Source organism: Aestuariibius insulae (genome assembly GCF_040783535.2).
Taxonomy (GTDB): Bacteria; Pseudomonadota; Alphaproteobacteria; order Rhodobacterales; family Rhodobacteraceae; genus Aestuariibius; species Aestuariibius insulae.
On record NZ_JBFONW020000001.1, the window covers coordinates 155,041 to 181,660 of the forward strand.

A 26,620-nucleotide genomic window follows, 5' to 3' on the forward strand; every position below is an offset into this window, starting at 1 on the left:
CCCGGCCGTCACATCCCCGCGAGCGCCAAGGCCTTCCGCGCAGCCGCAGGGGCCGTCGTAAATTTCACGCCCCGCACCGTATAAAGCCCGCTCGGTCCCCCATGCGCCGCATGATCGACGAAGCGGTCCGCCCCGCAAAGTTGCGTTGTTCCCGCCCGCGTCACAGGCAAAAGCCCGCCTCGCACAGGCTGTACCTGCTCGATCCTCAGACCAAGCCCCCGCGTGCGTTCATCCACCGCATCGAGCATGGCCCGAACAGCATCTTCGGGCACCTCCGTCCCGGATCCATCGGTCCACGGCAAATACCACGTCCCTGCAAAGGTCCGCTCTCCGGACGGATAAAGAAACAACGCTTCTGTCCCCGCACCACCGTAAAGCGCCAGACCGCACTCCGACGGCGGCGGCCGGTCCAGCATCAAATTGAACGCCAGAGCAGACCCGCCCTCCGCGCGATAGTCCGGATCGAGCCGCATCGCCAAACCATCTGCCGCACCGCCGCCCGCATTGATAACCTTTGGCGCCCGAATCTCCTCTCCGTCCTCCAGCGTCACGCCTGCAATCCGCCCGTCCTGCACCAGAGGCGCGGCAACCGCCGTGCCATCTCGCAAAATTGCACCCGCCGCTGACGTCCGCGCAGCGATTGCCGCAAACAGCGCGTTCATATCCGGCACCACGGCCTCGGACCAAAGCGCACCACCTTCAAGTCCCTCGACCAAAACACATGATGCATGCTCGAGCACCACGGCGTTAGAAATCACCCGCCCGCGCGGCAGTTGCAGCTCTTGGGCAACCCCCGTCCCCCGATCCACAGACAGCGCCGCATCTGCAGCAAATGCGGCTCGAAAGATCTCTGGTCGCTTCAACCCTTGCCCGTACAGCGGCATCAGAAAGGGCTGCAGCGTGATATGCTCGGGAAACGTCCGCATGAACCAGCGCCGTTCGATCACCGACTGCCGATAGCGCCGCAGATCCATCCCCTGTAGATACCGCAGCCCGCCATGCAGGATGCCAAACCACCCCCCGCTGGCGCCCCCGCCCAGCTGATCCTTCTCTAGCAGGCAGACGTCATACCCACGCTCCGCCGCGATCCAGGCCGTCATCACCCCATGGATCCCGCCGCCAATCACGATCAGATCATGGGCCATTCGCCGCTCCATTTGAGCTTTCGGTCCGATAGGATACCCCTGTCGTACCAGTTCGGCAGCCCAAAGGCCCTTCATGTCCCAAACCGACCCCTCTACCGGCTACCGCGTCGACACGCATGTTCATCTTTACCCCGGCACGACAGCCGCCGACATGCTTGATGCGGCGCAGGCGAATATGAGGGGAAAGGAAGGTCCGGTGACCGGCATGCTTTGCCTCACGGAAACGGCCACTTTGAGCCGCTTCGCCGATCTTCCCGCGCAAGAGCGCGATTGGAACATCACGTCCACCGACGAAGCTGTCACTCAGCTGGCCCACCACAAGGACGGCTCCCGGATCGCCATCGTCGCGGGCCGTCAGATCGTCACGAAAGAGCGGTTGGAGGTGCTCGCCCTCGGGATGCCCGCCCCCCCGTCGGACGGTCTTTCGCTTGACGAGACGGTCGCGGACATCACTGAAAAACAGGCGCTCGCCGTCCTCCCTTGGGGCGTCGGCAAATGGATGGGTGACCGAGGAAATCACGTGGCCTCCCTCATCGACCGCCGCACCGCGCCGCGCGAAATTTTCCTCGCCGACAGTGCCGTCCGGCCCCGCCTCTGGCCGCGTCCGTCGCTTCTCGATCAGGCTGAAAAGGCGGGCTGGCTTTGCCTTGCTGGCTCCGATCCTCTTCCACTTCGCGGCGATGTCGCGCGGACAGGCCGCTACGGGATCGAGGTATCTGCTCCCTTCGATCCTCAGACACCCTTCGCCACTTTCAAAACGTGGCTCATGGAACAAACCACGTCGCCCAAATTCTACGGCAGACGGGACAGCACGCCCGGCATGGTCGTGAACCAAATCCTCTTGCGCACCCCGTCCCGGATCAAGACCTGACCCATGCCCGCAACCCTCGGACATATCGGTATCCAGACGGTTCTGACACGGCTCGGCTATCGCAGGGCCGATTTCAAATGGATCCTTTTGGGCTGCATCCTCCCCGATCTTCCCTGGATTGGTCAGCGTCTCGCAGGCGCCTTTACTGACCTTCCACCGATCGAGGTCCGGATCTACGCCATCGCGCAAAGCAGCCTCGCGGTCAGCCTTCTGCTCTGCGCTGCGCTCGCGCTTTTCAGCCGCAACCGGCTCGCAGTCTTCCTGACGCTCGCCGCCGGAAGTCTCCTGCATCTTCTTCTCGACGCCCTGCAAACCAAGATTGGAAACGGAGTCCTCCTTTTCGCGCCCTTCGACTGGCATCTGACGAACTTCGGCCTCTTCTGGCCCGAGGACAGTGCGACGCTCATCTTCTTCGCGCTGGGCCTCGGAGTGCTGGCCTACATCGCCGTCCGCGAACGCCCCGACGGGTCGGACCTCATCCTGCCACGTAAAGGCGCGGCTCTCGCGGTACTCCTCCTCATGACGGCTTACCTCACTGCCCCGCTCGCCTTGCGCAGTTCCGTCCTCGCCGCCGACCTGCACGATGTTGCCACCCTCGCGGATGCCGAAAACCGCACCGGCAAGGAACTCGAGCTCGACCGCGCTCGCCTCATTATTGAAAACCGAGAACCAACCCTCGCCATCTGGACCCGCGAGCGCCTGACTGTAACGGGCTCCGCAACGGGTGTCCTGACCGAGCCTGCCAAGGTCTCGATCCGGGGCCGCTTCGAAAGCCCAACCACCCTCGAAGTCACCCTCATGCAATGGCATCACGGCCAACTCCGCGACTGGGCGAGCTATCTAGGACTGGCGGTCATCGCCCTTTGGTGGGCTTTCAGCCTCCTGCACCGCCTCCGCCGCTGACCGCTCCGCCGCTGTCGGGCGCCCCCGGATGATCTCGTCGATCTCATAGGTGCGCATGCGCCGACTGGACGAGAAGATGATGATCTCCCCCACCAGCCCCAAAGCGACGATCTGGATGCCCAGAACCACCATCATAACCGAAAAAACGAGCGCCGGGCGGTCCGCGAGTGATGTGCCGAAGGCAAAGCGATCGATAACGAGAAGGGTGGTGATGAAAACCCCGAGGATCATCAAGGGCAGACCAATGGCCCCGAAAAACCGCAAGGGTCGCTTGAGAAACTTCAGCCCGACAAAGAGCGTCAGAAGATCGACGACGGCGCCGATATGCGCCTGCGCCTTGAACCGGTAGATGCCCTTGAGCTGCTCCTGACTGGGCACATCCACGTCGACCTCGGTGACGCGGTAGCCTTCCGAAACGGCGATCACCGGCAGAAAATGCTGCCGCACGCCAAGCTCGGTGACAGCGGCAAACACATCCTTGCGCCCGGCCCGGGAGCGGCAAAAGACATCGTTGAACTTGTGCTGAAACAGCAGCCGAAGCAGCCCATGCGTCGCGCCCGTTCTCAGCTTCTGCATGGCAGAGGCGTCACGGACAGGTCGCCGCCCGATGGCCATATCGGTGCCATCCACCGCCTCGATCAGCGCGCCGATCGATCCCGGATCGATCTCCGGCCAACTCGGTAGCGTCACGACGATCTCTCCGCGCGCCCTCCCGATTCCCATCTTGATCGCGGCATCCTCGCCATTCCAGGGCCGCAGTCCAAGCGTTCCGAATTCCGGCCAGTTGCCCTTCAGCGCCTCGATGGCCTTTTGCGATCCAGCCTCTCCTGCCTCATGGAGCAGCGTAAGCTCGTAGCTTTCCCCATGCGCATCCAAAGCATCACGGTAAAGCAGCAGCAGCTCTTCCAGCCCAACCCCATCCCCATCTACGGCGACAAGAACGGACAGCTTCGGCACCTGCGACGACGGAGATCCTCCAATCGCGACAGCTTCGGTTTCGCTCGTATCGATTCCCACTAGTCCCATCTCAAATTCACCCCACCCAGCCGCTGATGAACCAGCGACGCGACGGCCCCCAACAAAAGAAAAAACACACTCAATGATCCCAGCAACATCGTAATCGTCGTCTGCATCATGACGCTGTGATCCCCGGCCCAGGCGTCCAGCAACGGCCACAGGCTGACCAGCGTCAGAACAAAGGCCAGAACGGCCAGGCCAAAGAACCGCCGGATCGGCTTATCCGCGAAGAGAAGCAGCATCTTGATCGCGATCAGATCCAGCAACACTTTGAAGATCCGCGACAATCCGTATTTCGACACGCCAAACTGCCGCGCATGGTGCCGCACGCCCACCTCCGCAATGCGCGCCCCTAAAGGCAACGTCATCGCCGGAATGAACCGGTGCATATCGGAATAAAGCGGCACCCGCTTGATGACACTCGACCGATAGACTTTCAGCGAACAGCCGTTGTCCTTCACCGGCAATCCGGTGATCTTTCCGATCAGCTTGTTGGCAACCATCGACGGCAGCTTGCGCGACAGCCACTTGTCCTGCCGGTTCATCCGCCACCCGATCACAAGGTCATAGCCCTCTTCGATCTTGGCCAGCATCATCGGAATATCGGCCGGATCGTTCTGCAGATCGCCGTCCATCGTCACGATCATGTCGCCGCGGGCATATTCGATCCCCGCCATCATCGCGGCCGTCTGCCCCGCATTCTTGCGGAACTTCAGCACGACGATTCGCGGATCGTCCTTCGCCATCTGCGACAACAGCTCGAAACTACGGTCGGTCGATCCGTCATCCACAAAGATGATCTCGAACGGGGTCTCCAGAGGGTCCAGCGCCTTGATGACATGGTCATACATGGGACCCACGCTCTCCTCTTCATTGAGAATCGGGATCACGACGCAGATTTCAGGACGAACGGTCAAAACTTGGCAATCCTTCACATGAAGGCACGAAACAAAAAGAAAAACGCAATATTCAGTCCTTTTTGCATCGCACCCAGACATTCGCCCTGTCAAGTCTGGACAAGGGGCCTTTCCAAATGTCCTCTGGGGATGTGTTATTGACCTATTAGTTTTCCCGCCCGCGCGGATCGTTTTGTAAATCAGGGGACAGCGTTCACCCCATGCCATCCGAACCATCGCCCATCCGCAAATATGGTGTCTTTGCGCTTAAGGCCGCAATCTCGCTCGGTCTCGTCGCCTATATCGTCGCGCGCGCCGATCTAAGCGCCGTCATGTCGTCCATCGAATTGGCCAATCTCGGTCTCATCGCGCTGGCCATCGGCCTTCAGGTGCTCGGCGCTGGCATCATCTCCATCCGCTGGTCGCTGCTTCTGTCCGAACACGATGTCCGGCCCGGGTTGCCCTATCTCTTCGGCTCCACGCTGGCCTCGATCTTCGTGCGCCAGTTCATGCCTTCCATCATCGGAGGAGACGCCCTGCGGGCCCACGATGCTTGGCGTGCAGGGGCAGGCAAGGGCCTCGCCGTCGTCTCGCTCGTCGTTGACCGCCTGCTCGGTCTGGCCGCCCTTGCGATCTTTGCCCTGATCGCCGTCGCCTACTTCGGCACGGAGCTTCTGGACCTCGGCAACCTTTGGATCTGGCTCATCGCCGGCGCCGGCCTCATCGCGGCCCTGCTCGCCCTCACCTTCATCCGGCTGCCGGGCGGGGGCACCCAGCAATCTGACCCCGTGTCCAAACCCGCCCGCATCCTGCGCAAATTCACCGACGCCCTCAGCCTCTACCAAGGCCGCTACCGGGTCCTGCTCCCCACCTTCGCCCTCTCGGTCCTTCTGCAGATCAACGTCGTCGTCTTCTACTGGATCCTCTCCGAAGCGCTGGGCCTTGGCGTGCCCTTCCCAGCCTTCTTCGTGATCGTCCCGCTGGCCATCTTTGTCATGATGGCACCCGTCTCGATCAACGGCATCGGCCTGCGCGAGGCGATCTTCGTTCTCCTTCTCGGTCTCTGGGCCGTCGATGAAAGCGCCGCGCTCGCCTTCGCCTGGGTCGAGTTCGCCACGGTCCTCGTCATGGGCGTGATCGGCGGTATCGTCTTCGCCCTGCGCCGCACCCGCCCCGCCGCAATCCGGGAGCTGTGATGACCGAAGACCCCCACAAGGACCGCGTCGTCGACACCGTCACCTCCGGCGGATCGGCCATCGCGAAATACCGCGCCTTCTTTATCGGCCAGCCCGGCACGGCGGCCTTTCTGCGCTACGAATTGGCCATGATGCTCGCCGCGGGCCGCTCCGGCGCGCTGGGATTCGCGCTACGCAAGGCGCTCTTCCCAGGTCTTTTCGCCGAAACCGGCTCCGGCGCGGCCTTCGGTCGCAACCTCTCCCTGCGCTGCCCCGGCCAAATGAGGATCGGTGCGAATGTCCTCATTGACGACGGCTGCCACCTCGACGCGCGCGGCGCGCAAGGCCCGGACAGTTTCGTGATCGGAGACCGCACGCTCATCGCCCGCGATACCATCCTCGTCGTCAAAGACAGCTATCTACGCATCGGCCACTCCTGCTCCATCGGTAGTCAAAGCTGCCTCAGCGCCGTCTCCGGCATCGAGATCGGGGACCACGCCATCATCGCAGGCCAATGCTATTTCGGCGGCGGACGCTACAAAACCGCTCTCGGTGCTGGCCCCATGGTCGATCAGGGCCTGAATACGAAAGGCCCCGTGATCCTCGGCAATGACGTCTGGATCGGGGCGGGCGCGCGCATCATCGACGGTGTGACCATTGGAGACGGCGCCATTGTCGGGGCAGGGGCCGTCGTCACCCGCGACGTTGCCTCGAACTCTATCGTCGCGGGTGTCCCGGCCAAGGCGATCGCTCAAAGAGAGTAAGCCCGCCCGCCCTTGGCAGCGCAAGGAAATGGACGTAAAGTCACTCCCGTTTTTATTAAAGAGTTTGAAGGTCGGATCATGGATATGAGCGTCTCGGGCCAACAGGCCACACGTCTTCCGGATTTCATCATCGGCGGCGCGCCCAAATGCGGCACGACCTCCCTGCATTTCATTCTCGGCCAGAACCCCGAGATCGGTCTGCCGGACGAGGAGATCCACTATTTCGACGCCGACGACCCGATCACCCATCCCGATTTCCTCTTCGCGGGCCAGCAAGGTCTGTCGTGGTTCGACGCCCGCCCTGCCCATGCAGACAACTACGCCTGGTATGCCTCCCGCTTTGCGCCCTTCCAGTCCGTTCGCCGGATCGGAGAGGACTCGACAACCTATCTCTTCTCCGAGGTCGCCCCCGCCCGCATCAAAAGCCTCCTGCCGGACGTCAAACTGGTCTTCATGCTCCGCGACCCGGTCAAGCGCGCCTATTCCCAATATTGGCACCTGATCCGAAGCGCCCGCACCAGCGCGACCTTCGAGCAGGCGATCATCGATCATGCGTCGATCCTCAAAGGCTCGACCTTCGCGCCGCATCTGCGAACTTACCTTAAGACCTTCGATCCCGCGCAGGTCCGCGTCGTCCTTTTCGAGGATTTCCTCGCCGACCAGCAGGACACCATCGACAGCCTCACCGATTTTATCGACGCCCCCCGCATGTCGCTCGAGACGGCCAAGACGTGGTTCAACCGCACGCTCTATCCCAGCCGCCCGGGGCTCCAGCGGCTTCAGAACCGTGTCGGCAAACACATCGTCGCGCGCCGCTACCGAACCCATATGGGCGAAGGCTCGGGACAGATCTCGCCCTTCTGGCACAAGATGCATTACCGCTGGTTCGCCTATGTCGCGCCGCTTCTGCTGACCCGCGAAAAGGCCCCCCCGATGGCAGAGGCGACCCGCGCCTACCTTGCGCAGCACCTATCGGCCCGCAATGCAGGCCTCTCCGACCTGCTGGACCGGGATCTCTCGCAGGTCTGGAAAGGGTTCGAGGGCCGAGGATGATGCGCAGCTGCGATATCCTCCTTGTCGCCGATCCGCGCTTTTCGGGCGGTAGCGCCACCGCGCTTCTGGCGGATGCGGCCGCCTTCCGCGCGCAGGGCGCCACGCTGGGCCTCGCGCTTGTCTCGTCGGATTTCTTTAAGAACGCCCCCGACCGGCCCAACCCCGACTTGCTTGCACTCGCTGATCACCCAGACACCGTCACCGTCCATAGCGGAGACACCATCCGCGCCGACATCGCCTTCCTGCACCACCCGCTTCCCTTCCATGCGGGCCTGAGCGACCGCATCGCCATCACGGCGGACCGCGCCGTCCTCGTCGCCCATCACCCGCCCTTCCGGGGTGACGGATCGCTCGAATACAGCCCCTTCCGCGTTAACCGCACCATCGACAGGGCCTTCGGCCTGCGCCCGCTCTGGGCCCCGGTGTCGGGCCTCGTCCGCCAGCAATTGCGCAGCTTCGCCCCGTTTCTGCGGCTCAGCTCCGAGGATTGGCTCAACATCTTCGACCCCGCCCTCTGGACCGCAAGCCGCGCGCCGTTCTCGGATCCCGCTGCCCCGGTCCTCGGCCGTCACAGCCGCCCCGACCCGCTCAAATGGCCCGACACGCACGAGGACATCCGCCGCTCCCTCGACGGCGGTCCGGACTGGCGCGTGCGCATCATGGGCTGCCTGCCCGAGCTGACATCGGCCCTTCCCGCAACTGCCGAGCTGCTCGCCTTCAACGAAGAACCCGTCGCAACCTTCCTGAACAGTCTCGACGTCTTCGCCTTCCACCACAGCGACCGCTGGGTCGAAGCCTTCGGCCGTACCGTCACCGAAGCGATGCTCATGGGCCGCCCCTGCCTTCTCGACCCCCGCCTCAAGGGGACCTTCGGCGAGCTGGCAAGCTACGCCGCCCCGCAGGATGTCGCCGCAGCCCTCACGCATCTGAGGACGAACGCCACCGCCACCCGCGCCCGCGCCGCGTCTGTCCGCGACACCGTTGCGACGCTGTACGGCGCCACAGCGGTCTCCGCCCGTCTCGCGCGTCTGCGGCGCGATACCGGCTCGGTCTCCCGGCTCGGCAGCAAAGCGGCGACCCCGATCACCGCCCTGCGCAAGACCATCGGCCTGATGCGTCGGCAATCGGTAGGCGCGCGCGGATGACGGCGATAAGGGATCTCCCATGGCGGTCATAACCCTGACCGAGGCAAAGGCGCGGTCCTACGACCTTGTCGTCGTGGGCGCAGGCGCCGCCGGGATTGCGCTTGCTCTGCGCACCGCCAAGGCAGGGCTGGCAACGCTTCTTCTGGAACAGGGTAGCTTCGCCGCTCCGCGCAAGGCCGATCCCGACGACGAGCCTCAGATCCCGCCCGGCGTCCCCCACGACACCCGCGCCCAGACCAATGTGCGCGCCGTCGGCGGCTCGCTCCACCGCTGGGGTCGCCGCTCGGTTCCGCTCAACCCCGAGGATTTCGGCCCCCGCAAAGCCACCGACGAACCCGGCTGGCCCATCCGCTACGACGAGTATCTGCCCTGGGTTATGCCTGCCTCCGACTTTCTGCAAAGCACCGGCGACTTCCTGTCCTACCCGCCCCATCAATGGGTCAATGTCGACGGACTGCGCGCTGACCGTGTCGAACGGCTCGGCCTGCCCGAGCAGATCCGCGACGTCCAGAACAAGGTCCGCACCGCCGGTCCGGGTCTCGATCTGCTACCCGAAACAAGTGTGCTCGATCTCGATCTCGACGGCCCCCGCGTGGTCGGTCTCACCCTGTCCAGCAAGGGGGAAACTGAGTACCTGCCGACCCGTAAGGTCGTCCTGGCCTGCGGCGGGCTCGAGACGACGCGCCTTCTCCTGCTGCACCAGCGGAAGGACGCCAAACGCTTCGGCGGACGCGATGGCCCCCTTGGCCGCTACTACATGGGCCACCTCACCGGCAGCGCCGGAGAGCTGCTTTTCACTGACCCCCGCGATGCCGCCGCCTTCGGCTATGACGAACGCAGCCAGACCACGCCCTATCGCAGGCGGCTGACGCTCACCTCCGGCGCGCGAACCAATATCGTCTTCTGGATCGAGAACCTGCCCGCCAGCGATCCCCGACACGGATCCGGAGAGCTCTCGCTCAAGGAACTCCTGCGCCGCAAAGGCCGCGCCCCCCGCTTCGGCGTGCATCTGTCCAACATCCTGCGCGATCCGTCCGGCACCGCCAGCGTCGCGGGCGCCGCCTGGAGCCGCCTCGTTGGCTCCGGCGCCCGCGCGCCCGATCGCCTCAGGCTCAGCGGCGCGGGTCCCTACCGATTGGCCTACCATGCCGAACATCTGCCCGACCCCGACAGCCGCGTGACTCTTTCCGGAGAGACCGACCGGTTCGGCCGCGCCAAGCTCAAGATCGACTTCCGCTACGACGATACAACCGTCGACGCCTTGGTCGAGGCCCACCGCGTCCTGGCCAAACGCCTCGAAGAGGCGCGTCTGGCGACAGTCACGATACCTCATGCAGATGTCATCCTGACCCAGCGGATCCGCCAGCAATCGCGCGACGGCTATCACCAGATCGGCATGACCCGCATGTCCGCTGACCCCTCGAACGGCGTCGTCGACGAAAACTGCCGCGTCCACGACACCGATAACCTCTACATCGCCTCCGCGTCCGTCTTCCCCGTCTCCGGTCAGGCCAACCCGACCCTATCGGTCGTCGCATTCGCCCTGCGCCTGGCCGAGCATTTGGCCGATGCCCGCTCCGCCTCGAGGGCCGCGCAATGACGATGACCTCCTCCTCCGAATGGCTGGCCCAAAGCCGCGATGGCCTGCGCGATCAGCTCCTCGTCACGCTCTGGCTCATAGTCACCTTCAAGCAATTCCCCAATGACGAGCTGCTGCTCTACCCGCTGGCGCTCTATTTCTCCTGGGCCTTCGTCCGGGACCTGCCGCTCCTCTTTCCGCTGATCAAACGCGCCTGGGTGCTGTTCCTCTTCCCGATCTGGCTCTTCCTGTCGGTCAGCTGGGGGGTCGAAACCGAGACGATCCTCAAGAACGCGGCCCAGCTCCTGCTGACCATCATGATCTGCTTTTACGCCAGCCTGCGCCTCTCGCGACGGCAGATTATGCTGGCCATGGTCATCGCTGGCGCGATCTTCGCCGTCCTGTCTTTCCTCGCACCGCTCTCCGGAGGGCTCGCCCAGCGCGGCGTCTTCTCCAGCAAGAACGCCATGGGCTCGGCCATGGTCATTCTGCTGGTCTCCGCGCTTTGCGTGGTCCTCGACAAGGGCTTTCCCCGCATGATCCGTCTCGGCGCTGCAGCCGCGGCCCTTTTGGCGTTTAACCTGATCTTCGTCGCCCATTCGGCCACCGCCGTCATTCTCAGCGCGGGCGCGATCATGGCGATCTTCCTCTTCGGGATCCTCCCGACCGGAGGCCGCCTGCGCAGCCCCGTCTTTTGGGTGATCACCCTTGCAGGTACGGCCATCACCCTCTCCTTCATGGCCACCATCCTCGCCTTCGAAGAGGTCAATCCGGTCGAACAGGTGCTCGCCATCTTCGACAAGGATACCACCCTGACCGGCCGCACGACCCTTTGGGCCTATGCGACCGAGCAGATCCGCCTGCACCCCTATCTCGGCGTCGGCGATGGCGGCTTCTGGACCCCGCAGGACTGGACGTCGGATGCGCGCCGCATCTATGAGGAGTTCCACAAGAAATACCACGCTCATTTCTCCTTCCATAACTCCTATTTTGAAATCGCCGTCCACCAGGGCCTGATCGGCCTCGGCATCGCCGTGCTCGCTGTATCGTGGAGCCTCTTTCAGGTGATCCGCGCGGTTCTGGTCTACAACGCCATCCCGACCGTCTTCTTCTTCACCATCTCCTCCGTCACCATGGTTCGCAGCATGACCGAGGCGGGCCTCATGGCCCCGTTCTCCCAGTTGCCTATGCTGCTGACGATCGGCGCGCTCCTTGCCTTGCGCGACCGTCTGTCCGAGGCGCCCCGCCGGGCGCCGCTGCCTGTCTTCCGGCCCCGCACTGTTGCAGCGGAATGACCCTATGACGCATCCGCCAAACACATCTTTCGCAATGTGCCATCATCCGTTAAAAGTTAACGGCGCTTCGGCGTATTTTTACAGGAATTTCCCGGCACCCCGCGCCGACATTGTGTGTGTATTTACGAGTATCCCTGGGGGGAAGACATGAACGATCCCGTCGCGATCAATCCGGCAAACGCAGAAACGGCGCCTTACTGGCCCGAGGATAAGACGCGCCCGCTCGAACTTGGCGATGTCATTGGCATCCTGCGCAAGCGGTGGCTCTATACCTTCGCCTGCACCGTCGCGGGCGGCGCCATCGCGCTCTACCTCGTTACCTCCATCACGCCGAAATATACCGCCTATGGCCAGATGCTTCTGGGCGAACAGAACCTCTCCGCCCGGAGCGATTTCGACCTGCTTGAGGCGCAGGCGGTCTCGAACACCGTCATCCAGGGCGAGCTTGCGATCCTCAGATCCAGCGAGCTTCTGGTCCGCGTGATCGGAGAGCTCGGTCTCGAAACCGATCCTGAATTCAATCCCGAACTGCGCCCTGACGAAGACCGCATTCCTGTGATTTCCTGGGTCGAGGATCAGCTACGCGCGCTCATTCCCGACAACGCCCCTCCGCCATCCGCCGATTCGCTCAGCGAGGCGACCCAGAACGCATCGACTGCGCGCGACCGCGTGCTCGGCGATCTAGGACCCGTCGTCGGCGATCTTCGCGGCGCCGTCTCCGTGCGCCAGCAAGGCAGCTCTTTCGTGGTGCAGGTCTCGGCCACGTCGGAATCCCCGCAAAAGGCCGCCGCCATCGTCAACACAGTCACCGATCAGTACATCAACTTCCTGACCGACAAACGTTTCGAGGCCGCCCAGCGCTTCACCCGTTGGCTCGAAGGCCGTGTCGAGGATCTGGCAACCAAACTCGAAGCCTCCGAGATGGAAGCGCTCGCCTACCGCACCCGGATCGAAGCCGGCGCGGACAGCAGCGTACGCATCGAGCAGCAGATGCGAGAGCTGACCTCCAAGCTCACCGATGCCCGTGCGACTCTCGCCGAATCGACCGCCCGCGCGACCAAGCTCGCCGATCTGACCGAAACCGAAGGCGCGCTTGCCGCCGCCGATGTGCTGACCTCCGACGTGATCTCGGCCTATCGCGACGATCTTGCCGCCCTGCGCCGGGACGAGGCCACCGCCAACATCTCCTTTGGCGAGGACGCGATACAGGTCCAGTCCATCCGCCGCGCGATGGAGCGGATCGAAGAAGCCGTTGCCATCGAGGTTCAGCGCGAGGTCCAACAGCTCGTCAACAGCGCCGAGATCATGAGCGATGTCGTCTTCGCCCTCGAAAGCAGCTTGCGCGATCTCGAAGCGACCGTGCTTGTCCGCTCCAACGAGCAGATCAAGCTTAACCAGCTCGAACGCATCGCCGAGGCCAACCGCCGCGTCTACGAGGAATTCCTGGGCCGGTTCAAGGAAACCAGCGAGATCCAGAACCTGCAAAGCACCGATGCCGAGGTAATCTCCTACGCCTCCCCTCCCGGCGCCGCCGCCTATCCGCGCAAGCAGGTCGTCGCCGTCCTTGGCACCGCGGCCGGGTTCTTCGTCGGCCTCGCGCTCGCCTTCCTGCTGCATCTGATGCCCAAGCGCATCGCCACCGCCAGCGATGTGACTTCGCTTACCGGCCTGTCGCTCTTCGGCCGCGCCCCGCGTCTGCCGCGCGGCAGCGGCTGGGTGAACGCGCTCTGGCGTCAGCTCAAGCGTCCGTCCTCCTCCATCGGTAAGGCCGCAGTCGCGCTCTGGAACAATGTCGATCTTAATATCGAAGGGGACGTGCGAACCGTCGTCGTCACCTCGGATGGCACCGCCGCCAAATCGCAGGTCGCCCTGATGATCGCCTGGGCCGCGATGAAGAAGGGTCGCAGCTGCCTCGTCGTCGATGCCGATCTGCGCCACGCCAGCCTGACCAAGGCGCTGGGCCTTAAAGCCGAGGACGATCTGCTCTCGGTTCTCTACGGCGACACGCCGCTCCTTGATGCGATCAAGATCACCGAGGATGTGGATTTCGTCGTCTTGCCCGCTTCTGTCATCAGCGCCGATCCATCCATGGTCTTCAGCACCGCCCGCGCGCAGACGATGATCGATCAGATGAAGGAACATTTCGACGTCATCGTCTTCGACGCCCCGTCAATGGAAACCGATGTCGACGCCATCATGACACCCGAGCTTCTGCATTCCGCCCTGCTCGTTGTCGACGCCAAGCGGACCCGCGCCGGACCCCTACGTAACGCCCGCCGCGTCTTCGAACGGCTCAAAGCCCGCAAGCGCGGCGCGGTGCTGACGGGCGTGTCGGCCTAGGCCGGATAGCTCGGCCAAGGAAGCGACGTCCGGCCCATGATCCCGGCCAGCTCGCGCATTTCCCCGGCTAGCTCCTCGGCCAGCTGCGCCTTTAGCGCCTCGGACGGCTTCGGGACCTCGGCCCGCAGATCCCGCTTGTTCAGCTCCATCAGCCGCTTGACCGGTCCGATCTCCTTGACCGCCTCCAGCTTCGATCCCAGCCCCGCCCGGCGCAGCGCATGTCCCCCGGCCTGCAACACGCCCTGCAGCCCGGCATTGCGATAGGCCACACTCTCGTTCGAGCTTTTGCGCGACCTATCGTACTCCGCCGCCGGATCGACACCCAGAAACTCGTAGACCTGCCGCACCGCTGTCTCCGGCTCCGCGATGATCTCCTCGAAGATCAACGGCAAAAGCTGCGCCTCGGGAAACACCTCAACCCAGCGCCGGTAATGCGTGGCATAACGGCTTTGCTCCAGATAGCAGGGATTGTTGGCCAGCCCGTCCTCGAACGCCTCGCTTGCCGTGAAATGCCCGGCCCTCACCTCGTGCAGGTGGTTCGAAAACGCCCGCGCCACCGGATCGCGAAAGATTACGATGATCTTCATATCCTCCCGGTAGGCCCGGATCCGCTGTGGCACCGCTGGATGATAAAAGTAAGATGGCGACGTCTCTCCCCGTGCTTTCGCTCCTGCGCTGTCCGAGAAGTGCCGCCCATACCATTCATAGCCCCGATCATAGAAGGCAGAGAAAAACTCGATCTCCTTCGGGTCTGACATGTAGATCTCAGGATGCGTGTGCAGCACTTCATGAAGCCAGGAGGTCGCGCATTTCTGCACGCCGATCCCGACAAAGCTCGGTTGATAAGCAGATGAGGTCATGGAGATCCTTGTCCGGGCCAACAATATTGCCTTTTCGGCGGCCCCGCGATACGAGTTAACGGAAATAAGTTATTTGTATACGTGCTGATTTTAACAGGGATGCTGAGCCATTTCGGCCGCCCGATCAAGCCAGGTCATGAGTTGCGCTATGTCCGGAGTCCCGTCGTGAACACTGTTGTCTCCCCCCCAAAGAGCGAGACACAGGATGCGGATCAGGCGCAGCTCCCTCTCGTCGTCGATCTCGACGGCACGCTGACCTCATCCGACACCCTGCACGAGGCGCTGCTCAAACTCGCCTCCGACAAGCCGTCCGACTTGAGGAAGACCCCCGGCTGGCTCCGCGAAGGCAAGGCGGCGTTCAAATCCCACGTCGCGGACAGCGTAGTCCTGACATCCGAGGATCTGCCCTTGCGGGACGAGGTGATCGCCCTCGCTAAAAAGGCGCGCGCCGAGGGCCGCACGGTCCTGCTCGTCACGGCAGCCGACCAACGGCAGGCGGACGGCATCGCCGGAGATCTGGACCTCTTCGACGAGATCGTCGGCTCCGACGGCACCCGCAACCTCGGCGGGTCCGAGAAAGCCGCCTATCTCACCGACCGTTTTGGCGCGGGTGGCTTCGACTATGTCGGCGATGCCCGCGCCGACCTGCCGGTCTGGTCCGCCGCGCGCAAGGCGATCACCGTTGCCGCCAGCCCGTCGCTCAAACCGTCGATCCGCAGCCATGGCGGAGAGGTCGAAACCCTCGTTCCCGCCCCCGATCCCGCGAAACAAGCCCGCATCCGGCTCAAAGCCATGCGCCCGCACCAATGGCTCAAGAACCTGCTGATCTTCGTGCCCGCCATCGCCGCGCACAATCCCGGCGCGCTGGGCATCACAGCATTGGCCTTCATCGCCTTCTCGCTCGCCGCCTCCAGCATCTACCTCATTAATGATATGCTCGATCTGCAGGTCGACCGCCGCCACCCCCGCAAGCGCAACCGCCCCTTCGCGGCCGGCACGCTGTCGGTCAAGGACGGCGCGATCCAGACCGCAATCCTCCTCGCTGTATCGCTGACGATGGCAGTCCTGATCAGCCCGCTCTTCCTGCTGGTTCTGCTGGGTTACGTGGCGCTGACGACGCTCTATTCCTTCTATCTCAAGCGCAAGCTGATGGTGGATATCTGGATGCTCGCCGCGCTCTACACCGTCCGCCTCGTCGCCGGAGCGGTCGCGGCGGGCGTCGTCCTCTCCGAATGGCTCGCCGCCTTCTCGATGTTCATCTTTCTCGCGCTCGCGGCGGTCAAACGCCAGTCCGAACTGGCCGATCTCGTCAAACGCGGCAAGACCTCCACCGATGGGCGCGGCTACCAGACGACGGATCTGCCCGTCGTCCTCGGCGTTGTCCTTGCCGCAGGCTACTGCTCGGTGCTCGTCCTCGCGCTCTACGTCTCCAGCGAAAGCGTCAGCTCCCTTTACGGAGAACCGCGCCTTCTCTGGCTCGCCTGTCCCCTGATCCTTTACTGGATCAGCCGCGCGGCCATGATCTCCCACCGGGGACTAATGGATGACGATCCGATCATCTTCGCCATCAAGGACCGGGTCAGCCTCGCTATTTTCGCCATGTTCGGTTTCATTTTTGTATTGAGTGCCCTCCTATGACCACCAAAGACCTTCTCCGGCGGTATACGGCCTTTGCCGTCATCGCCACGATCCTCAACCTTCTCGCCCAACGCCTGTCCCTATCGATCTATGACGGCGCGGCCTCGGTCGAGATTGCCATAGGCGTCGGGACGCTAGTCGGGCTCGTCGTGAAGTACATCCTCGACAAGGTCTGGATCTTTGACGACCGCCGGACCGGAACGGCGACTCATGCCAAGCTCTTCGGCCTCTACACCCTGATGGGGGTCGCCACGACCGCTGTCTTCTGGGGCACCGAATACACGTTCTGGCTCATCTGGGAGACGCATCTTATGCGCGAGGTCGGCGGCGTGATCGGGCTCGCCATCGGCTATGTCATTAAATATCCGCTCGACAAGCGCTTCGTCTTCGGCACCGGAGCGGCCTCAGACGCCAAGTCGGTTTGAGATGACCCAGACCATGTCTCCCGCACGCCCGCTCTCCGCCGCGCTCGCAGGTCAGCGCTCGCTCGATCTCGCGCTCGCCGCCGCTCTTGTCGTCCTCGGAGCGGCCCTCGCCTATCTGCTTGTCGGTGGGATCCCCCTCATCGGCATCGACGATGCCGCCATCACCCGCTCGTACTCCGAAAACGTCGCAAGCGGCGCGGGCTACGTCTACAATGTCGGCGGAGAACGCGTCGAAGGCTCCACCACCTTCCTCTGGATGTTACTCCTGACGCTGGTCTACAGCCTGACCGCCACACCCGAGCCGATCATCCTTCTCCTCTGCGCGCTCCTCTCTTTCACGGCGGTCTACTCCGCCCTGCGCCTTGCACACCGCCTCGCTATCTGGTTCGACCTAGACCCCACCGTCATCCGCGCGGGTCTCGCCGCAATCCTTCTCGCGATCCCCGGCTACTTCCTCTGGACCGTCTGGACGATGATGGAGGTCGCGCTTTGGTCCGCCGCCCTCCTCGCCTTCCTCGTCCTGCTCAGCGATCTGGCCGAAGGCGAAGACGGCCGCGTCACCGCCCCCGGCATCCTCATCCTCGCCACGCTCCTTCCGCTGATCCGCCCCGAGGGCATCGCCGTCTCCGCCGGACTTCTCGCGCTCGCCCTGATCCTGCGTCTCTACGCCTGGCGCCTGATCGGAGCCGCGCTGGCCCTCAGCGTCGCCGCCTTCGTCGCGCTGACCCTCTTCCGCATCAGCTATTTCGGTCAGCCCTTCCCCAATACCTTCTACGCCAAGGTCTCCTCCGACACGCTTCAGGGTCTCAAGGACGGGCTGAAATACCTCTTCGACTTCGTCCTCAGCGGCCTTCTGATCGAAGCCTTCGTCGTCGCCTGGGCTGGAGCCGCCGTCTTCGCGCTTCTGCGCCTGCGGGCCCCCGGCGCCAAGGCGCTCCTTCTGGCCTCCGCCACGATCTTCGGCACGCTCGCCATCTATGCCGCGCTGGGCGGCGATCACTTCGTCCTCTGGCGCTTCTACCAACCGATCGGCCCGCTCCTGCCGGTCGCGTTCGTCTTGGCCCTGGCCGCCGCGATCCGTGTGCGCATGGCCTGGTGGTCCGTCGGCGCCGCCGCCGCTGCGCTCATGGTCCTCGGCTGGGTCCAGTACTACCAGGCCCGCTTCGACATCCTGAAGGAATACGCTCTTGTCGAGCGTGGCCTCGGCTTCGGCACCTACCTCAACACGTTCGAACCGCGCCCCTCCATCGGCGTTGGCCCCGCGGGCGGTATCGCGCTTGCCTATGATGGCCAGATCTATGACCTTCTCGGCCTCAATTGGACCGTCATGGCCCATGCCAACCCCGTCAAGGAGGGCATGCGCAATCATGCCAGCTTCGACAAGCCGACCTTCTGGGCGCATCAGCCCGACGTGCTCTCCGCCTTCAACCGCGCCTGCACCCGCAACGCAAACGGAACCGGGCAGGCCTTCTGGTCCACCGACGACGCAGCCTTCGACGGCCTCTTCACCGATCCCGATTTCCGCGCGGCCTACATCCCCGTCCGTTTCACCTCCGGCGATGAGTGCTGGCCCGGGTTTGCACAGCCCGACTGGCTCGAAACGGCGGAGGGTCCCGGCCTCGAGCGCCTCGAGTGGGACACCGTCGAGATCCGCCAGTAAGGCGCGCCGATGACCGCTGGCCCCACCCCCGAGGCCCCGCGCCGGGGTTTCTTCGTCAATGTCGGCTCGCTTGTCTCGGCGCGCGCCGTCCTGGCGTTATCGCAGATCCTCGTTCTGCCGATCATCGCCCGCGCACTCACGGTCGAGGAATTCGCGCTCATGGCGATGGCCATGACCGTCGTCGTCTTCTGCAGCGTGCTCAGCGATGCGGGTCTGGGTCGCTCGCTGATCCGCTCTCCCGGCTATGACCTCACCGAATGGTCCAGCGTCTTCTGGCTCCTGACCGGCGTCGGCATCGCGTTGATGCTGCTCATTCTCGCCATCGCCCCCGGCTGGGCCGCTTTCTATGGCGAAACCGATCTTATCCCGGTCCTCGCCGCCCTCTCTGTCGTGCCACTCTTTCTCGCGCTCTCTGCCGCCCCCAATGCCGAGATCGAACGCCGCGAAAACTATACAGGTATCGCCTCCGTCCAGATGGCAACCACCGTGATCAGCCTCAGCCTCGCCGTCCTTCTCGCCCTCGCAGGCGCGGGCGTCTGGGCCCTCGTCGCCCAGCAGATCGCCATAGCGGTCATTCGCCTCGCTGGCATCCTCTGGCTCACCGAGTTTCGGCCGCGCCTCACCTTCTCGGCCCGCCTGCTCAAGCCGCATCTGATCTTTGCCAAGGACGCGCTTCTTATCTCGGCCATCTCCACCGTGCGCGCGCAGGTCGCCGTCGTCGCGGTCGGCAAGGGACTCGGCCAGTCCCCGCTCGGTCTTTACTCGATGAGCGAGCGCTTCGCCCGCGTCCCTCAGCTTGGTCTCGCCGGACCGATGTCCACCGTCGTCTATGTCCGCATGGCCAAGGCGCAGGATAAACCGGACCGCCTTGTCGCGATCTATCTGGCCTCCCTCCGCCTTCTCTCCGTCGCACTGATCCCGCCGCTCGCGCTCCTCGCCGTTGCCGGAGAGGCCGTCTTCACCATCCTCCTCTCCGCCGACTGGACCCCGGTCGCGACGATCTTCGCCCTCTCCATCCCCGGCCTCGCGATCGAGGCCATTTCCGTCGTCTGCCTCGCCTGCCTCTTCCGGGCCACGGCCCGCACCGACCTGCTCGTGCGCCTGACCATTGAGGCAACGCTGCTTAAGTCGGTCCTCGTCGTCGCCGCTGCCGCGATCAGCCTCAACGCTGTCGCCCTCTCGCTCACGATCTGGGGTCTGCTCATCGCGCCCCGCGCCTGGGCACTCGCCGCCCGCATCGTCCCGCTGCGAATGGCCGATTGCCTCAGGACCCTCGCCGTCCCGACCGCGATCGGAGCGGCTTTCGCCGGTCTCCACATCTGGATCGCGGGATCCTCCGGCATCGGCTATCCCGCCGAACTTGCCCTCTCCGCGGCCCTCGCAGCCGCCGCTCTGGGCACCACCGCTCTGGTCGAACGGCGCAAGATCCGCGCCGCAATCGCCGTCTTCCAGTCCTGACCCCCGGGTTGCCTCAGAACCACAAACCGCTCCGAAATCCGCCGAAAATAGCGGGTTCGGGCGAAAACCTGTTCCGAAACAGCGTCGTATCGCGCTACAAACTCCCAAATCGGCTCGCAAAGAAGCCGGTGACCGAGGCAGTTTCACTTCAACGCAGGGCAGGTCCTATGCGCATTTTTCGTTCATTTTGCCCAAGTTGGGTCCGTCGTCTTGTCGGAGCGGCCACCATAGTCGCGCTCGCCGGATGCGACGTCACCGGTGTCGCCCTGCGCGATGCGCCCGCCGTGCCCGCCTCCTTCTCCATTGCCCAAAACGGCAGTCCGGCAAGCCTCGCAACCATCGGCTGGTGGACTGAATTCGACGATCCGACGCTCAACTCGCTCGTGGATCGCGGCTTCGAGCAGAACCTGACCCTTCTTCAGGTCCTCGAACGCGTCCGCGCCGCCGAAGCGGTCGCCGCCGCCTCCGGTCGGCCCTTTTCCTCCAGCGGCTCCGCCCAAGCCACCGAAAGCGGCGCGTCGAACCGCGACAGCACCTTCAACAAGACGGTCGGCGCCTCTGCCAGCTACATCGTCGATCTCTTCGGCGGTCTCAGAAACCGCCGCGCTCGCGATCAGGCCCTTCTTGCCGAAGCGCTCGAGAACCAGAACAACACGCGCCTCCTCTTTCTCTCTTCGATCACAGAGGCCTATGTCGATTTGCGCTTCTTCCAGCTTCTCCTGCAATCGCGTCAGGCCGATGTCACTTCCCGCCACCTGACTCTCAGCAATACCCGCACCCTGCTCGACTCCGGTGAGGCGACACAGCTCGACCTCGCCCAATCGCAGGCGTCGCTCAGCACCGCCGAGGCTGAGATCCCCCTCCAGCAGGCCAGCATCGAACGTCAGAAGAACCGCATCGCAACCTTGCTCGGCCTGCCCGCTGGAACGCTCGACCCGCAGCTCTCGGCCGTCACCCGGCAGCCCGTCCCCTCGACCGACATCATCATCGGCGTGCCGGCTGACCTGATCCGCAACCGTCCTGACGTGCGCGCCGCCGAACAAAGATACCTGCAAGCCTTCGCCGAAATCGGCATCCGCCGTGCGGCGCTCTATCCCAGCCTGCAGATCGGCGGCTCGATCCAGGCCAGCCAGCAAAGCGCCGTCGAGGTCCAGACCTGGTCCTTCGGCCCCACGCTCAATATCCCGATCTTCAATCAGGGTGCCCTGCGTGCCGATGTCACCGCCGCCGAGGCGCGCGCCCGCGAGGCCTATCTCTTCTGGGCTGAGACCGTCCTGCAAGGCATCGAAGAGGTTGAAACCGCTCTCGTCACCTACCGCGCCGCCCAGCAGGCCGCCGCCAAATCCGGCGAGGCCGTCCAGCAGAACGAACGCGCGCTTCGCCTCTCCCGCAGCCTGGTCACAAGCGGAGAGATCACGCTCCTCCAGATTATCGAGCTTGAGCGCCGTCTGGCCGACGCCCGCACCGACTTCCGCTCCAACCTGCGCCAGACCAGCCGCGACTACATCACCCTGATGATCGCGCTCGGGGCAGGCTACAACGTGCCACCCCTCCAGGTCGCCTCCGCCGGATAGGCAGGGGTCACCCCGCCACCTTTCCCTTCAGCTCATAGATCAGCTCCAGAGCCTCCCGCGCCGACAGCCCATCCGGATCCACCTCGCGCAAGGCCGCCTCCACCTCTGACGGCTCCGCCTTGGCGGGGGCAGCCGCAGGCACCGAAAAGAGCGGCAAATCGTCGATCAACGTCGTCCGATCCTTGTCCCGCTCGCCCTCTTCCAGCGTCTCCAGAACCGCTCGCGCCCGCGCCACAACCGCCTCGGGCAGCCCTGCTAGCTTGGCAACCTGAACGCCATAGCTGCGGTCCGCAGCCCCCTGCCGCACCTCATGCAGGAAGACGACATCGCCCTCCCACTCCTTCACAGCCACCGTCAGGTTCTCCGCCTCTGCAAGCCCCCCGGCCAGGGCGGTCAGCTCGTGATAATGCGTCGCAAACAGTGCCCGGCACCGATTGACGTCATGCAGATGCTCCAGCGTCGCCCAGGCAATCGACAGCCCGTCATAGGTGGCCGTCCCCCGCCCGATCTCATCGAGTATCACCAAAGCCCGGTCATCCGCCTGATTGAGGATCGCCGCCGTCTCCACCATCTCGACCATAAAAGTCGACCGCCCCCGGGCAAGATCGTCCGAGGCCCCGACCCGGCTGAAGATCTGCGACACCAGCCCGATCCGCGCAGCCCCCGCCGGAACGAAGGATCCCATCTGCGCCAGCACCGCAATCAGCGCATTCTGCCGCAGGAACGTGGACTTGCCCGCCATGTTCGGCCCGGTAAGCAGCTGCACCCGATGCTCGGTCAGATCGCAATCGTTCGCCACGAACGGCGCGCCGTCCGCCTTCAGCGCCGCCTCGACCACCGGATGCCGCCCGCCCGTGATTTCAAACGCGCGCCCGTCCTCCAGCACCGGCCGGGTCCAGTCCTCCGCCACCGCGAGATCGGCCAAAGCTGCCGCCAGATCGATCTCGGCCAAGGCCCGGGCCACTTGCGCCAGATCGGCGGCCCGCCTGATAATCAACTGCCTCAGATCGCCGAAAACCGCTTTCTCCAGCTCCAGCGCCTCGGCCCCCGCATTCAGGATCCGCGTCTCGAGCGAAGACAGCTCGACCGTGGTAAACCGCACCGCATTCGCCGTGGTCTGCCGATGGATGAACGTCTCGCTCAGGGGCTCGCCCAGCATCTTTGCCGAATGGGTTGCTGTCACCTCGACGAAATAACCCAGCACGTTGTTATGCTTGATCTTCAGCGCCCCGATCCCGGTCAGATCAGCAAATTCCGCCTGCATCCCGGCAATCACCGACCGACCTTCGTCGCGCAATTGCCGCGCCGCATCCAGCGCCTCCAGATGCCCCTCGGCCACGAACCCGCCATCCCGCACCAAAAGCGGCGGCTCCGCCACAAGCGCCTCTTCAAGCGCATCCCTCAACTCATCCTGCCCAGCCAGATCGGCGCGCGCCGCCTCCAGAAGCGTCGAAAGTCCCTCCGGCATCCGCGCGGCAAGCCGCTCCGCCGCGTCCAAAGCATTGCGCACCGCAGCAAGGTCCCGCGGCCCGCCCCGGTCCAGCGCCAGCCGCGACACCGCCCGGTCCAGATCCGGCGCCCGGCGCAGCAGATCCCGCAGATCCCCGCGCAAAAGCGGATCCTCGACCAGCGCCGACACCGCATCCAGCCGCCCGGTCACAACCTCCCGCAGCCGGGACGGAGACGACAGCCGCCGCTCCAAAAGCCGTCCGCCGCCCGCCGTCACGGTCCAGTCCACTGCCGCCAGGAGCGATCCGGCCTTCCCGCCGCCAAGCGCCTGCGACAGCTCCAGATTTCGGCGCGTCGCGGCATCGATCCGCACCACCGCCTCCTCGCTTTCCTGCGCCGGAGGCCGCAGCAGCGGAAGCCGCCCCTTTTGTGTCAGATCCAGATAATCCAGCAGCGCCCCCATCGCCGCCACCTCCGCCCGCCCGAACGATCCAAACGCATCGAGCGAGGCAACATCGAAAAACCGCTCCAACCGCGCCTTCGCAGGCCCGCTCTCAAAGGCCAGCCGGTTGTGCTCGGTGACCGAAACGCCCTCCATCTCCAGCGGCGATCCCGCGCCTTCGCTCAGCAGGATCTCGCGCGGCGCAAGCCGCGCCAGCTCCGGTCCCAGCCGCCCCGGCGCGCAGCGCATCACCCGGAACATGCCCGTCGAGATATCGCACCAGGCCAGCGCACCCTCGCCCCGGATCTCGGCGAATGCGGCCAGATAGTTGTGCCGCCGCGCCTCCAGCAGGCTCTCCTCGGTCAGCGTCCCGGGCGTGACCAGCCGCACGACCTCGCGGCGCACGACCGCCTTGTAGCCGCGCTTTTTCGCCTCCGCCGGATCCTCCATCTGTTCGCAGACAGCCACGCGAAACCCCTTGCGGATCAGCGTCAGCAGATACCCTTCGGCCGAATGCACCGGCACCCCGCACATCGGAATATCGGCGCCGCGATGTTTGCCCCGCTTGGTCAGCGCGATATCCAGCGCCTCGGCCGCGGCGACCGCGTCGTCAAAGAACATCTCGTAGAAATCGCCCATCCGGTAGAACAGCAGAGCGTCCGGATGCCCCTCCTTGATCTCCAGATATTGCGCCATCATCGGCGTGACGGTGCTCTCATCCTTGGCCAAAAGACATCCCTCCTGGACCCCTTGCCTAGTTGCCCGCACCGCCCTTCGCAACTACCGTCACGCGCCATGACGATCTGGAATCTCGGCTCCATCAATATCGACCGGTTCTACCGCCTCCCGCACCTGCCCGGGCCTGGCGAAACCATTGGCTCGACAGGGTTTTCCACCGGACTCGGCGGCAAGGGCGCGAACATGTCGGTCGCCGCCGCCCGCGCGGGTGCCCATACCTGCCATATCGGAGCCATCGGCTCCGACGGTCTCTGGACCCGCGACCGGCTCCTTGAGTATGGCGTCGATACCCGTTTCATCGCCGACGTCGAGGCCGCGACGGGCCACGCGATCATCGCCGTGGCCGAGGACGGCGAGAACCAGATCATCCTTCATCCCGGCGCCAATCACGCGATCCCGCAGCAGACCATCGACGCCGCCCTCTCGACCGCCGCGACGGGAGACATCTGCGTCATGCAAAACGAAACCACCATGCAAGAGGGGACCGCCGCCAAGGCCCGCAGCCTCGGCCTGCGGATCGCCTATGCCGCCGCCCCGTTCGAGGCCGAGGCCGTCCGCGCCGTCCTCCCCCATCTCGACCTTCTGGTCCTGAACGAGGTCGAGGCGACGCAACTCACCGATGCCCTCGGCACCACGCTGATGGACCTGCGACTCTCTGATATCGTTGTCACAAAAGGCGCCGAGGGCTGCCTTCACATCGCTCGCGAGCAGGAGACTCACCATCCCGCGATCAAGGTCACGCCCGTCGACACGACCGGCGCAGGTGATACCTTCACCGGCTATCTCCTCGCCGGTCTCGACCGGGGTCAGCCCATCGCGCAGGCCATCCGCCAGGCCACGCGCGCCGCCGCCCTCATGGTCCAGCGCGAAGGCACCGCAGACGTCATCCCCGACCTCAAAGAGGTGCAGGACGCCCAGTTCTAGGCGCCGCCGTCCTCATCTTGCCAAAAATACCTCTGCCAGCGGCATCGGGCCGCCAAGCCCGACCGGTCGCCGAGCTTCACCCCGTAAACGGCGCTGCGCTGCCCCAAAGCTCTTTGACGCGCGCATCGCGCCCGCAGGCCGAGCGATAGAACTTATAGGCCTCCGTCTTCGACTTCGGTCCGCGCCGGGTCAGGATCACCTCGGTCTGCTTGTAGTAATCCTGATGATACGCTTCCGCCGGATAGAACGGCGCGGCCCCCAGGATCGGCGTGACCACCGCCTGTCCCAGATCCGACGCCGCCTGCGCCTTCACAGCCTCCGCGATGGCGCGCTGCTGCGATGTCTCAGCGAAGATCGCCGTGGCATAGCTCTGCCCCCGGTCGCAGAACTGCCCGCTCGCATCCGTCGGATCGACCGACCGGAAGAACAGCGTCAGAAGCTGCTCATAGCTGACCTGAGCGGGATCATAGGTGATCTCGACCGCCTCGTAATGCCCCGTTCCGCCGCGCACGACCTGCTTGTAGGTCGGGTTGGCCACGGTGCCCCCGGCAAAGCCCGACACCGCCTCGATCACACCCGGAACCCGCTCGAAATCCGATTCCACGCACCAGAAACAGCCCCCGGCCACGACAAGGCTCTCCGTAGCTTGAGCCTTCGCCTCACCTGCCTGCACAAAAGCACCGGCCACGATCGCAAGGGCCAAAAGCCCAGTCTTCACATTCTCAAACGTCGTCATGACGGTCCTCCATCGGTTAGGAGCCAGACTCCGCCATCCAACGGTCAACCTCAACTCACCCCGCCGTGAAGCACAGGGACGTGAGAGACGTTTCAGTTCAGTTAAGCCGGCCCTTTTTGGCCCGGCACCGCCTGGCCGCGTCTGGTCCTTTTTGACACTCCAACCGCGACTGTAGATCTCGGTTTAAAGGAAGAGATCAACAATCATCTTATGTTTACACTCCATGAGGTGTCTGAGACCCGACTTATCCACAATCTATTGGCTTCTCACCCAATTGTGGTGGAAATTGGAAGAAAAGACTCGACTCATCAGAGAAGTCCCGGAATCAATGAGGGGCGCCTACTCACAATAGGCGCCCCATGACTGCCGCATACGGCAGCTCGTCTTTCAACGTGTCGTAATCTTTGCGGCAATACGAGCTTTCGTCAAGCAAGATGCGGCGTCCATGTCGTTTCCGGCAACTCCGCCGGGCACGACACCTAACTTGGACGGAGAACGACGAATGTATTTCGAAGTATACTACGAGTCCTACC

The 26,620-nt window shown here is 64.2% G+C and carries 21 protein-coding genes; 15 read left to right on the plus strand and 6 right to left on the minus strand.

Features of this window, described 5'->3' with window-relative positions; translation table 11 throughout:
• Positions 1-8 precede the first annotated feature (8 nt).
• Positions 9-1,145: an FAD-dependent oxidoreductase gene (locus AAD018_RS00810; RefSeq protein WP_367314036.1), complete on the minus strand. Its 1,137-nt coding sequence runs from the start codon at positions 1,143-1,145 to the stop codon at positions 9-11.
• A gap of 73 nt (positions 1,146-1,218) precedes the next feature.
• Between AAD018_RS00810 and AAD018_RS00815 the strand changes: the two genes are divergently transcribed.
• Entirely contained in the window at positions 1,219-2,016 is a 798-nt protein-coding gene (locus tag AAD018_RS00815) for a hypothetical protein (protein WP_367314035.1), read from the plus strand.
• Between the two features lie 3 nt (positions 2,017-2,019).
• Positions 2,020-2,919 (plus strand): hypothetical protein, encoded by a 900-nt coding sequence (locus tag AAD018_RS00820; protein WP_367314034.1) that lies wholly within the window; start codon positions 2,020-2,022, stop codon positions 2,917-2,919.
• On the opposite strand, the gene AAD018_RS00825 is transcribed toward AAD018_RS00820, so the two are convergent.
• Positions 2,857-3,945, minus strand: a complete 1,089-nt coding sequence (locus tag AAD018_RS00825; protein WP_367314033.1) for a glycosyl transferase family 2 — start codon at positions 3,943-3,945, stop codon at positions 2,857-2,859. The two genes, AAD018_RS00820 and AAD018_RS00825, sit on opposite strands and share 63 nt — an antisense overlap.
• Positions 3,936-4,826 carry a glycosyltransferase family 2 protein gene (locus AAD018_RS00830; RefSeq protein WP_367314229.1) on the minus strand — a complete coding sequence of 297 codons (891 nt, stop codon included), beginning with the start codon at positions 4,824-4,826 and terminating at the stop codon, positions 3,936-3,938. The genes AAD018_RS00825 and AAD018_RS00830 overlap by 10 nt, the downstream gene beginning before the upstream one ends.
• Positions 4,827-5,053: 227 nt before the next feature.
• Here AAD018_RS00830 and AAD018_RS00835 point away from each other — a divergent pair, with 227 nt between their 5' ends.
• From AAD018_RS00835 to AAD018_RS00865, 7 genes are all read left to right on the plus strand, one after another.
• Positions 5,054-6,028, plus strand: coding sequence for a lysylphosphatidylglycerol synthase transmembrane domain-containing protein (locus tag AAD018_RS00835; RefSeq protein WP_367314032.1), 975 nt, complete (start codon positions 5,054-5,056; stop codon positions 6,026-6,028).
• Positions 6,028-6,771 (plus strand): acyltransferase, encoded by a 744-nt coding sequence (locus AAD018_RS00840; protein ID WP_367314031.1) that lies wholly within the window; start codon positions 6,028-6,030, stop codon positions 6,769-6,771. The genes AAD018_RS00835 and AAD018_RS00840 overlap by 1 nt, the downstream gene beginning before the upstream one ends.
• 78 nt (positions 6,772-6,849) lie before the next feature.
• Positions 6,850-7,824: a sulfotransferase family protein gene (locus AAD018_RS00845; RefSeq protein WP_367314030.1), complete on the plus strand. Its 975-nt coding sequence runs from the start codon at positions 6,850-6,852 to the stop codon at positions 7,822-7,824.
• Positions 7,821-8,969: a glycosyltransferase family protein gene (locus tag AAD018_RS00850; protein ID WP_367314029.1), complete on the plus strand. Its 1,149-nt coding sequence runs from the start codon at positions 7,821-7,823 to the stop codon at positions 8,967-8,969. Before AAD018_RS00845 ends, AAD018_RS00850 begins: the two co-directional genes overlap by 4 nt.
• A gap of 19 nt (positions 8,970-8,988) precedes the next feature.
• Complete coding sequence (locus AAD018_RS00855) at positions 8,989-10,569, plus strand: GMC oxidoreductase (protein ID WP_367314028.1); 1,581 nt, start codon at positions 8,989-8,991, stop codon at positions 10,567-10,569.
• Complete coding sequence (locus tag AAD018_RS00860; protein ID WP_367314027.1) at positions 10,566-11,843, plus strand: O-antigen ligase family protein; 1,278 nt, start codon at positions 10,566-10,568, stop codon at positions 11,841-11,843. Before AAD018_RS00855 ends, AAD018_RS00860 begins: the two co-directional genes overlap by 4 nt.
• A gap of 147 nt (positions 11,844-11,990) precedes the next feature.
• Complete coding sequence (locus AAD018_RS00865) at positions 11,991-14,183, plus strand: GumC family protein (protein ID WP_367314026.1); 2,193 nt, start codon at positions 11,991-11,993, stop codon at positions 14,181-14,183.
• Here the strand turns inward: AAD018_RS00865 and AAD018_RS00870 are convergent.
• Positions 14,180-15,043, minus strand: a complete 864-nt coding sequence (locus tag AAD018_RS00870; RefSeq protein ID WP_367314025.1) for a sulfotransferase family protein — start codon at positions 15,041-15,043, stop codon at positions 14,180-14,182. The genes AAD018_RS00865 and AAD018_RS00870 overlap by 4 nt on opposite strands.
• A 165-nt stretch (positions 15,044-15,208) precedes the next feature.
• Between AAD018_RS00870 and AAD018_RS00875 the strand changes: the two genes are divergently transcribed.
• The 5 genes from AAD018_RS00875 (at position 15,209) to AAD018_RS00895 (ending at position 21,798) form a co-directional block, all read left to right on the plus strand.
• Positions 15,209-16,681, plus strand: coding sequence for a UbiA family prenyltransferase (locus AAD018_RS00875; RefSeq protein ID WP_367314024.1), 1,473 nt, complete (start codon positions 15,209-15,211; stop codon positions 16,679-16,681).
• Positions 16,678-17,106 (plus strand): GtrA family protein, encoded by a 429-nt coding sequence (locus AAD018_RS00880; protein ID WP_367314023.1) that lies wholly within the window; start codon positions 16,678-16,680, stop codon positions 17,104-17,106. The genes AAD018_RS00875 and AAD018_RS00880 overlap by 4 nt, the downstream gene beginning before the upstream one ends.
• 1 nt (position 17,107) lies before the next feature.
• A complete protein-coding gene (locus tag AAD018_RS00885) occupies positions 17,108-18,766 on the plus strand; it encodes a hypothetical protein (RefSeq protein WP_367314022.1) in 1,659 nt (552 codons plus the stop codon).
• A 9-nt stretch (positions 18,767-18,775) separates the two neighbouring features.
• On the plus strand, positions 18,776-20,224 hold the full coding sequence (locus AAD018_RS00890; protein ID WP_367314021.1) for an oligosaccharide flippase family protein: 1,449 nt from the start codon (positions 18,776-18,778) through the stop codon (positions 20,222-20,224).
• 167 nt (positions 20,225-20,391) lie between these two features.
• Complete coding sequence (locus AAD018_RS00895) at positions 20,392-21,798, plus strand: efflux transporter outer membrane subunit (protein WP_367314020.1); 1,407 nt, start codon at positions 20,392-20,394, stop codon at positions 21,796-21,798.
• Between the two features lie 7 nt (positions 21,799-21,805).
• Here the strand turns inward: AAD018_RS00895 and mutS are convergent, their stop codons facing one another.
• Positions 21,806-24,388, minus strand: a complete 2,583-nt coding sequence (mutS, locus tag AAD018_RS00900) for a DNA mismatch repair protein MutS (RefSeq protein WP_367314228.1) — start codon at positions 24,386-24,388, stop codon at positions 21,806-21,808.
• Between the two features lie 96 nt (positions 24,389-24,484).
• On the opposite strand from mutS, the gene AAD018_RS00905 reads away from it, so the two are divergent.
• Positions 24,485-25,351 (plus strand): ribokinase, encoded by an 867-nt coding sequence (locus AAD018_RS00905; RefSeq protein WP_367314019.1) that lies wholly within the window; start codon positions 24,485-24,487, stop codon positions 25,349-25,351.
• A gap of 76 nt (positions 25,352-25,427) precedes the next feature.
• Here the strand turns inward: AAD018_RS00905 and msrA are convergent, their stop codons facing one another.
• Complete coding sequence (msrA, locus tag AAD018_RS00910; RefSeq protein WP_367314018.1) at positions 25,428-26,087, minus strand: peptide-methionine (S)-S-oxide reductase MsrA; 660 nt, start codon at positions 26,085-26,087, stop codon at positions 25,428-25,430.
• Positions 26,088-26,620: the final 533 nt, after the last annotated feature.

Excerpts from the sequence above, each read along its gene's own strand:
- AAD018_RS00810 (WP_367314036.1), bottom strand. The coding sequence starts at position 1,145 with ATGGCCCATGATCTGATCGTGATTGGCGGCGGGATCCATGGGGTGATG.
- AAD018_RS00815 (WP_367314035.1), top strand. The coding sequence starts at position 1,219 with ATGTCCCAAACCGACCCCTCTACCGGCTACCGCGTCGACACGCATGTT.
- AAD018_RS00820 (WP_367314034.1), top strand. The coding sequence starts at position 2,020 with ATGCCCGCAACCCTCGGACATATCGGTATCCAGACGGTTCTGACACGG.
- AAD018_RS00825 (WP_367314033.1), bottom strand. The coding sequence starts at position 3,945 with ATGGGACTAGTGGGAATCGATACGAGCGAAACCGAAGCTGTCGCGATT.
- AAD018_RS00835 (WP_367314032.1), top strand. The coding sequence starts at position 5,054 with ATGCCATCCGAACCATCGCCCATCCGCAAATATGGTGTCTTTGCGCTT.
- AAD018_RS00840 (WP_367314031.1), top strand. The coding sequence starts at position 6,028 with ATGACCGAAGACCCCCACAAGGACCGCGTCGTCGACACCGTCACCTCC.
- AAD018_RS00845 (WP_367314030.1), top strand. The coding sequence starts at position 6,850 with ATGGATATGAGCGTCTCGGGCCAACAGGCCACACGTCTTCCGGATTTC.
- AAD018_RS00850 (WP_367314029.1), top strand. The coding sequence starts at position 7,821 with ATGATGCGCAGCTGCGATATCCTCCTTGTCGCCGATCCGCGCTTTTCG.
- AAD018_RS00855 (WP_367314028.1), top strand. The coding sequence starts at position 8,989 with ATGGCGGTCATAACCCTGACCGAGGCAAAGGCGCGGTCCTACGACCTT.
- AAD018_RS00860 (WP_367314027.1), top strand. The coding sequence starts at position 10,566 with ATGACGATGACCTCCTCCTCCGAATGGCTGGCCCAAAGCCGCGATGGC.
- AAD018_RS00865 (WP_367314026.1), top strand. The coding sequence starts at position 11,991 with ATGAACGATCCCGTCGCGATCAATCCGGCAAACGCAGAAACGGCGCCT.
- AAD018_RS00870 (WP_367314025.1), bottom strand. The coding sequence starts at position 15,043 with ATGACCTCATCTGCTTATCAACCGAGCTTTGTCGGGATCGGCGTGCAG.
- AAD018_RS00880 (WP_367314023.1), top strand. The coding sequence starts at position 16,678 with ATGACCACCAAAGACCTTCTCCGGCGGTATACGGCCTTTGCCGTCATC.
- AAD018_RS00885 (WP_367314022.1), top strand. The coding sequence starts at position 17,108 with ATGACCCAGACCATGTCTCCCGCACGCCCGCTCTCCGCCGCGCTCGCA.
- AAD018_RS00890 (WP_367314021.1), top strand. The coding sequence starts at position 18,776 with ATGACCGCTGGCCCCACCCCCGAGGCCCCGCGCCGGGGTTTCTTCGTC.
- AAD018_RS00895 (WP_367314020.1), top strand. The coding sequence starts at position 20,392 with ATGCGCATTTTTCGTTCATTTTGCCCAAGTTGGGTCCGTCGTCTTGTC.
- mutS (WP_367314228.1), bottom strand. The coding sequence starts at position 24,388 with ATGATGGCGCAATATCTGGAGATCAAGGAGGGGCATCCGGACGCTCTG.
- AAD018_RS00905 (WP_367314019.1), top strand. The coding sequence starts at position 24,485 with ATGACGATCTGGAATCTCGGCTCCATCAATATCGACCGGTTCTACCGC.
- msrA (WP_367314018.1), bottom strand. The coding sequence starts at position 26,087 with ATGACGACGTTTGAGAATGTGAAGACTGGGCTTTTGGCCCTTGCGATC.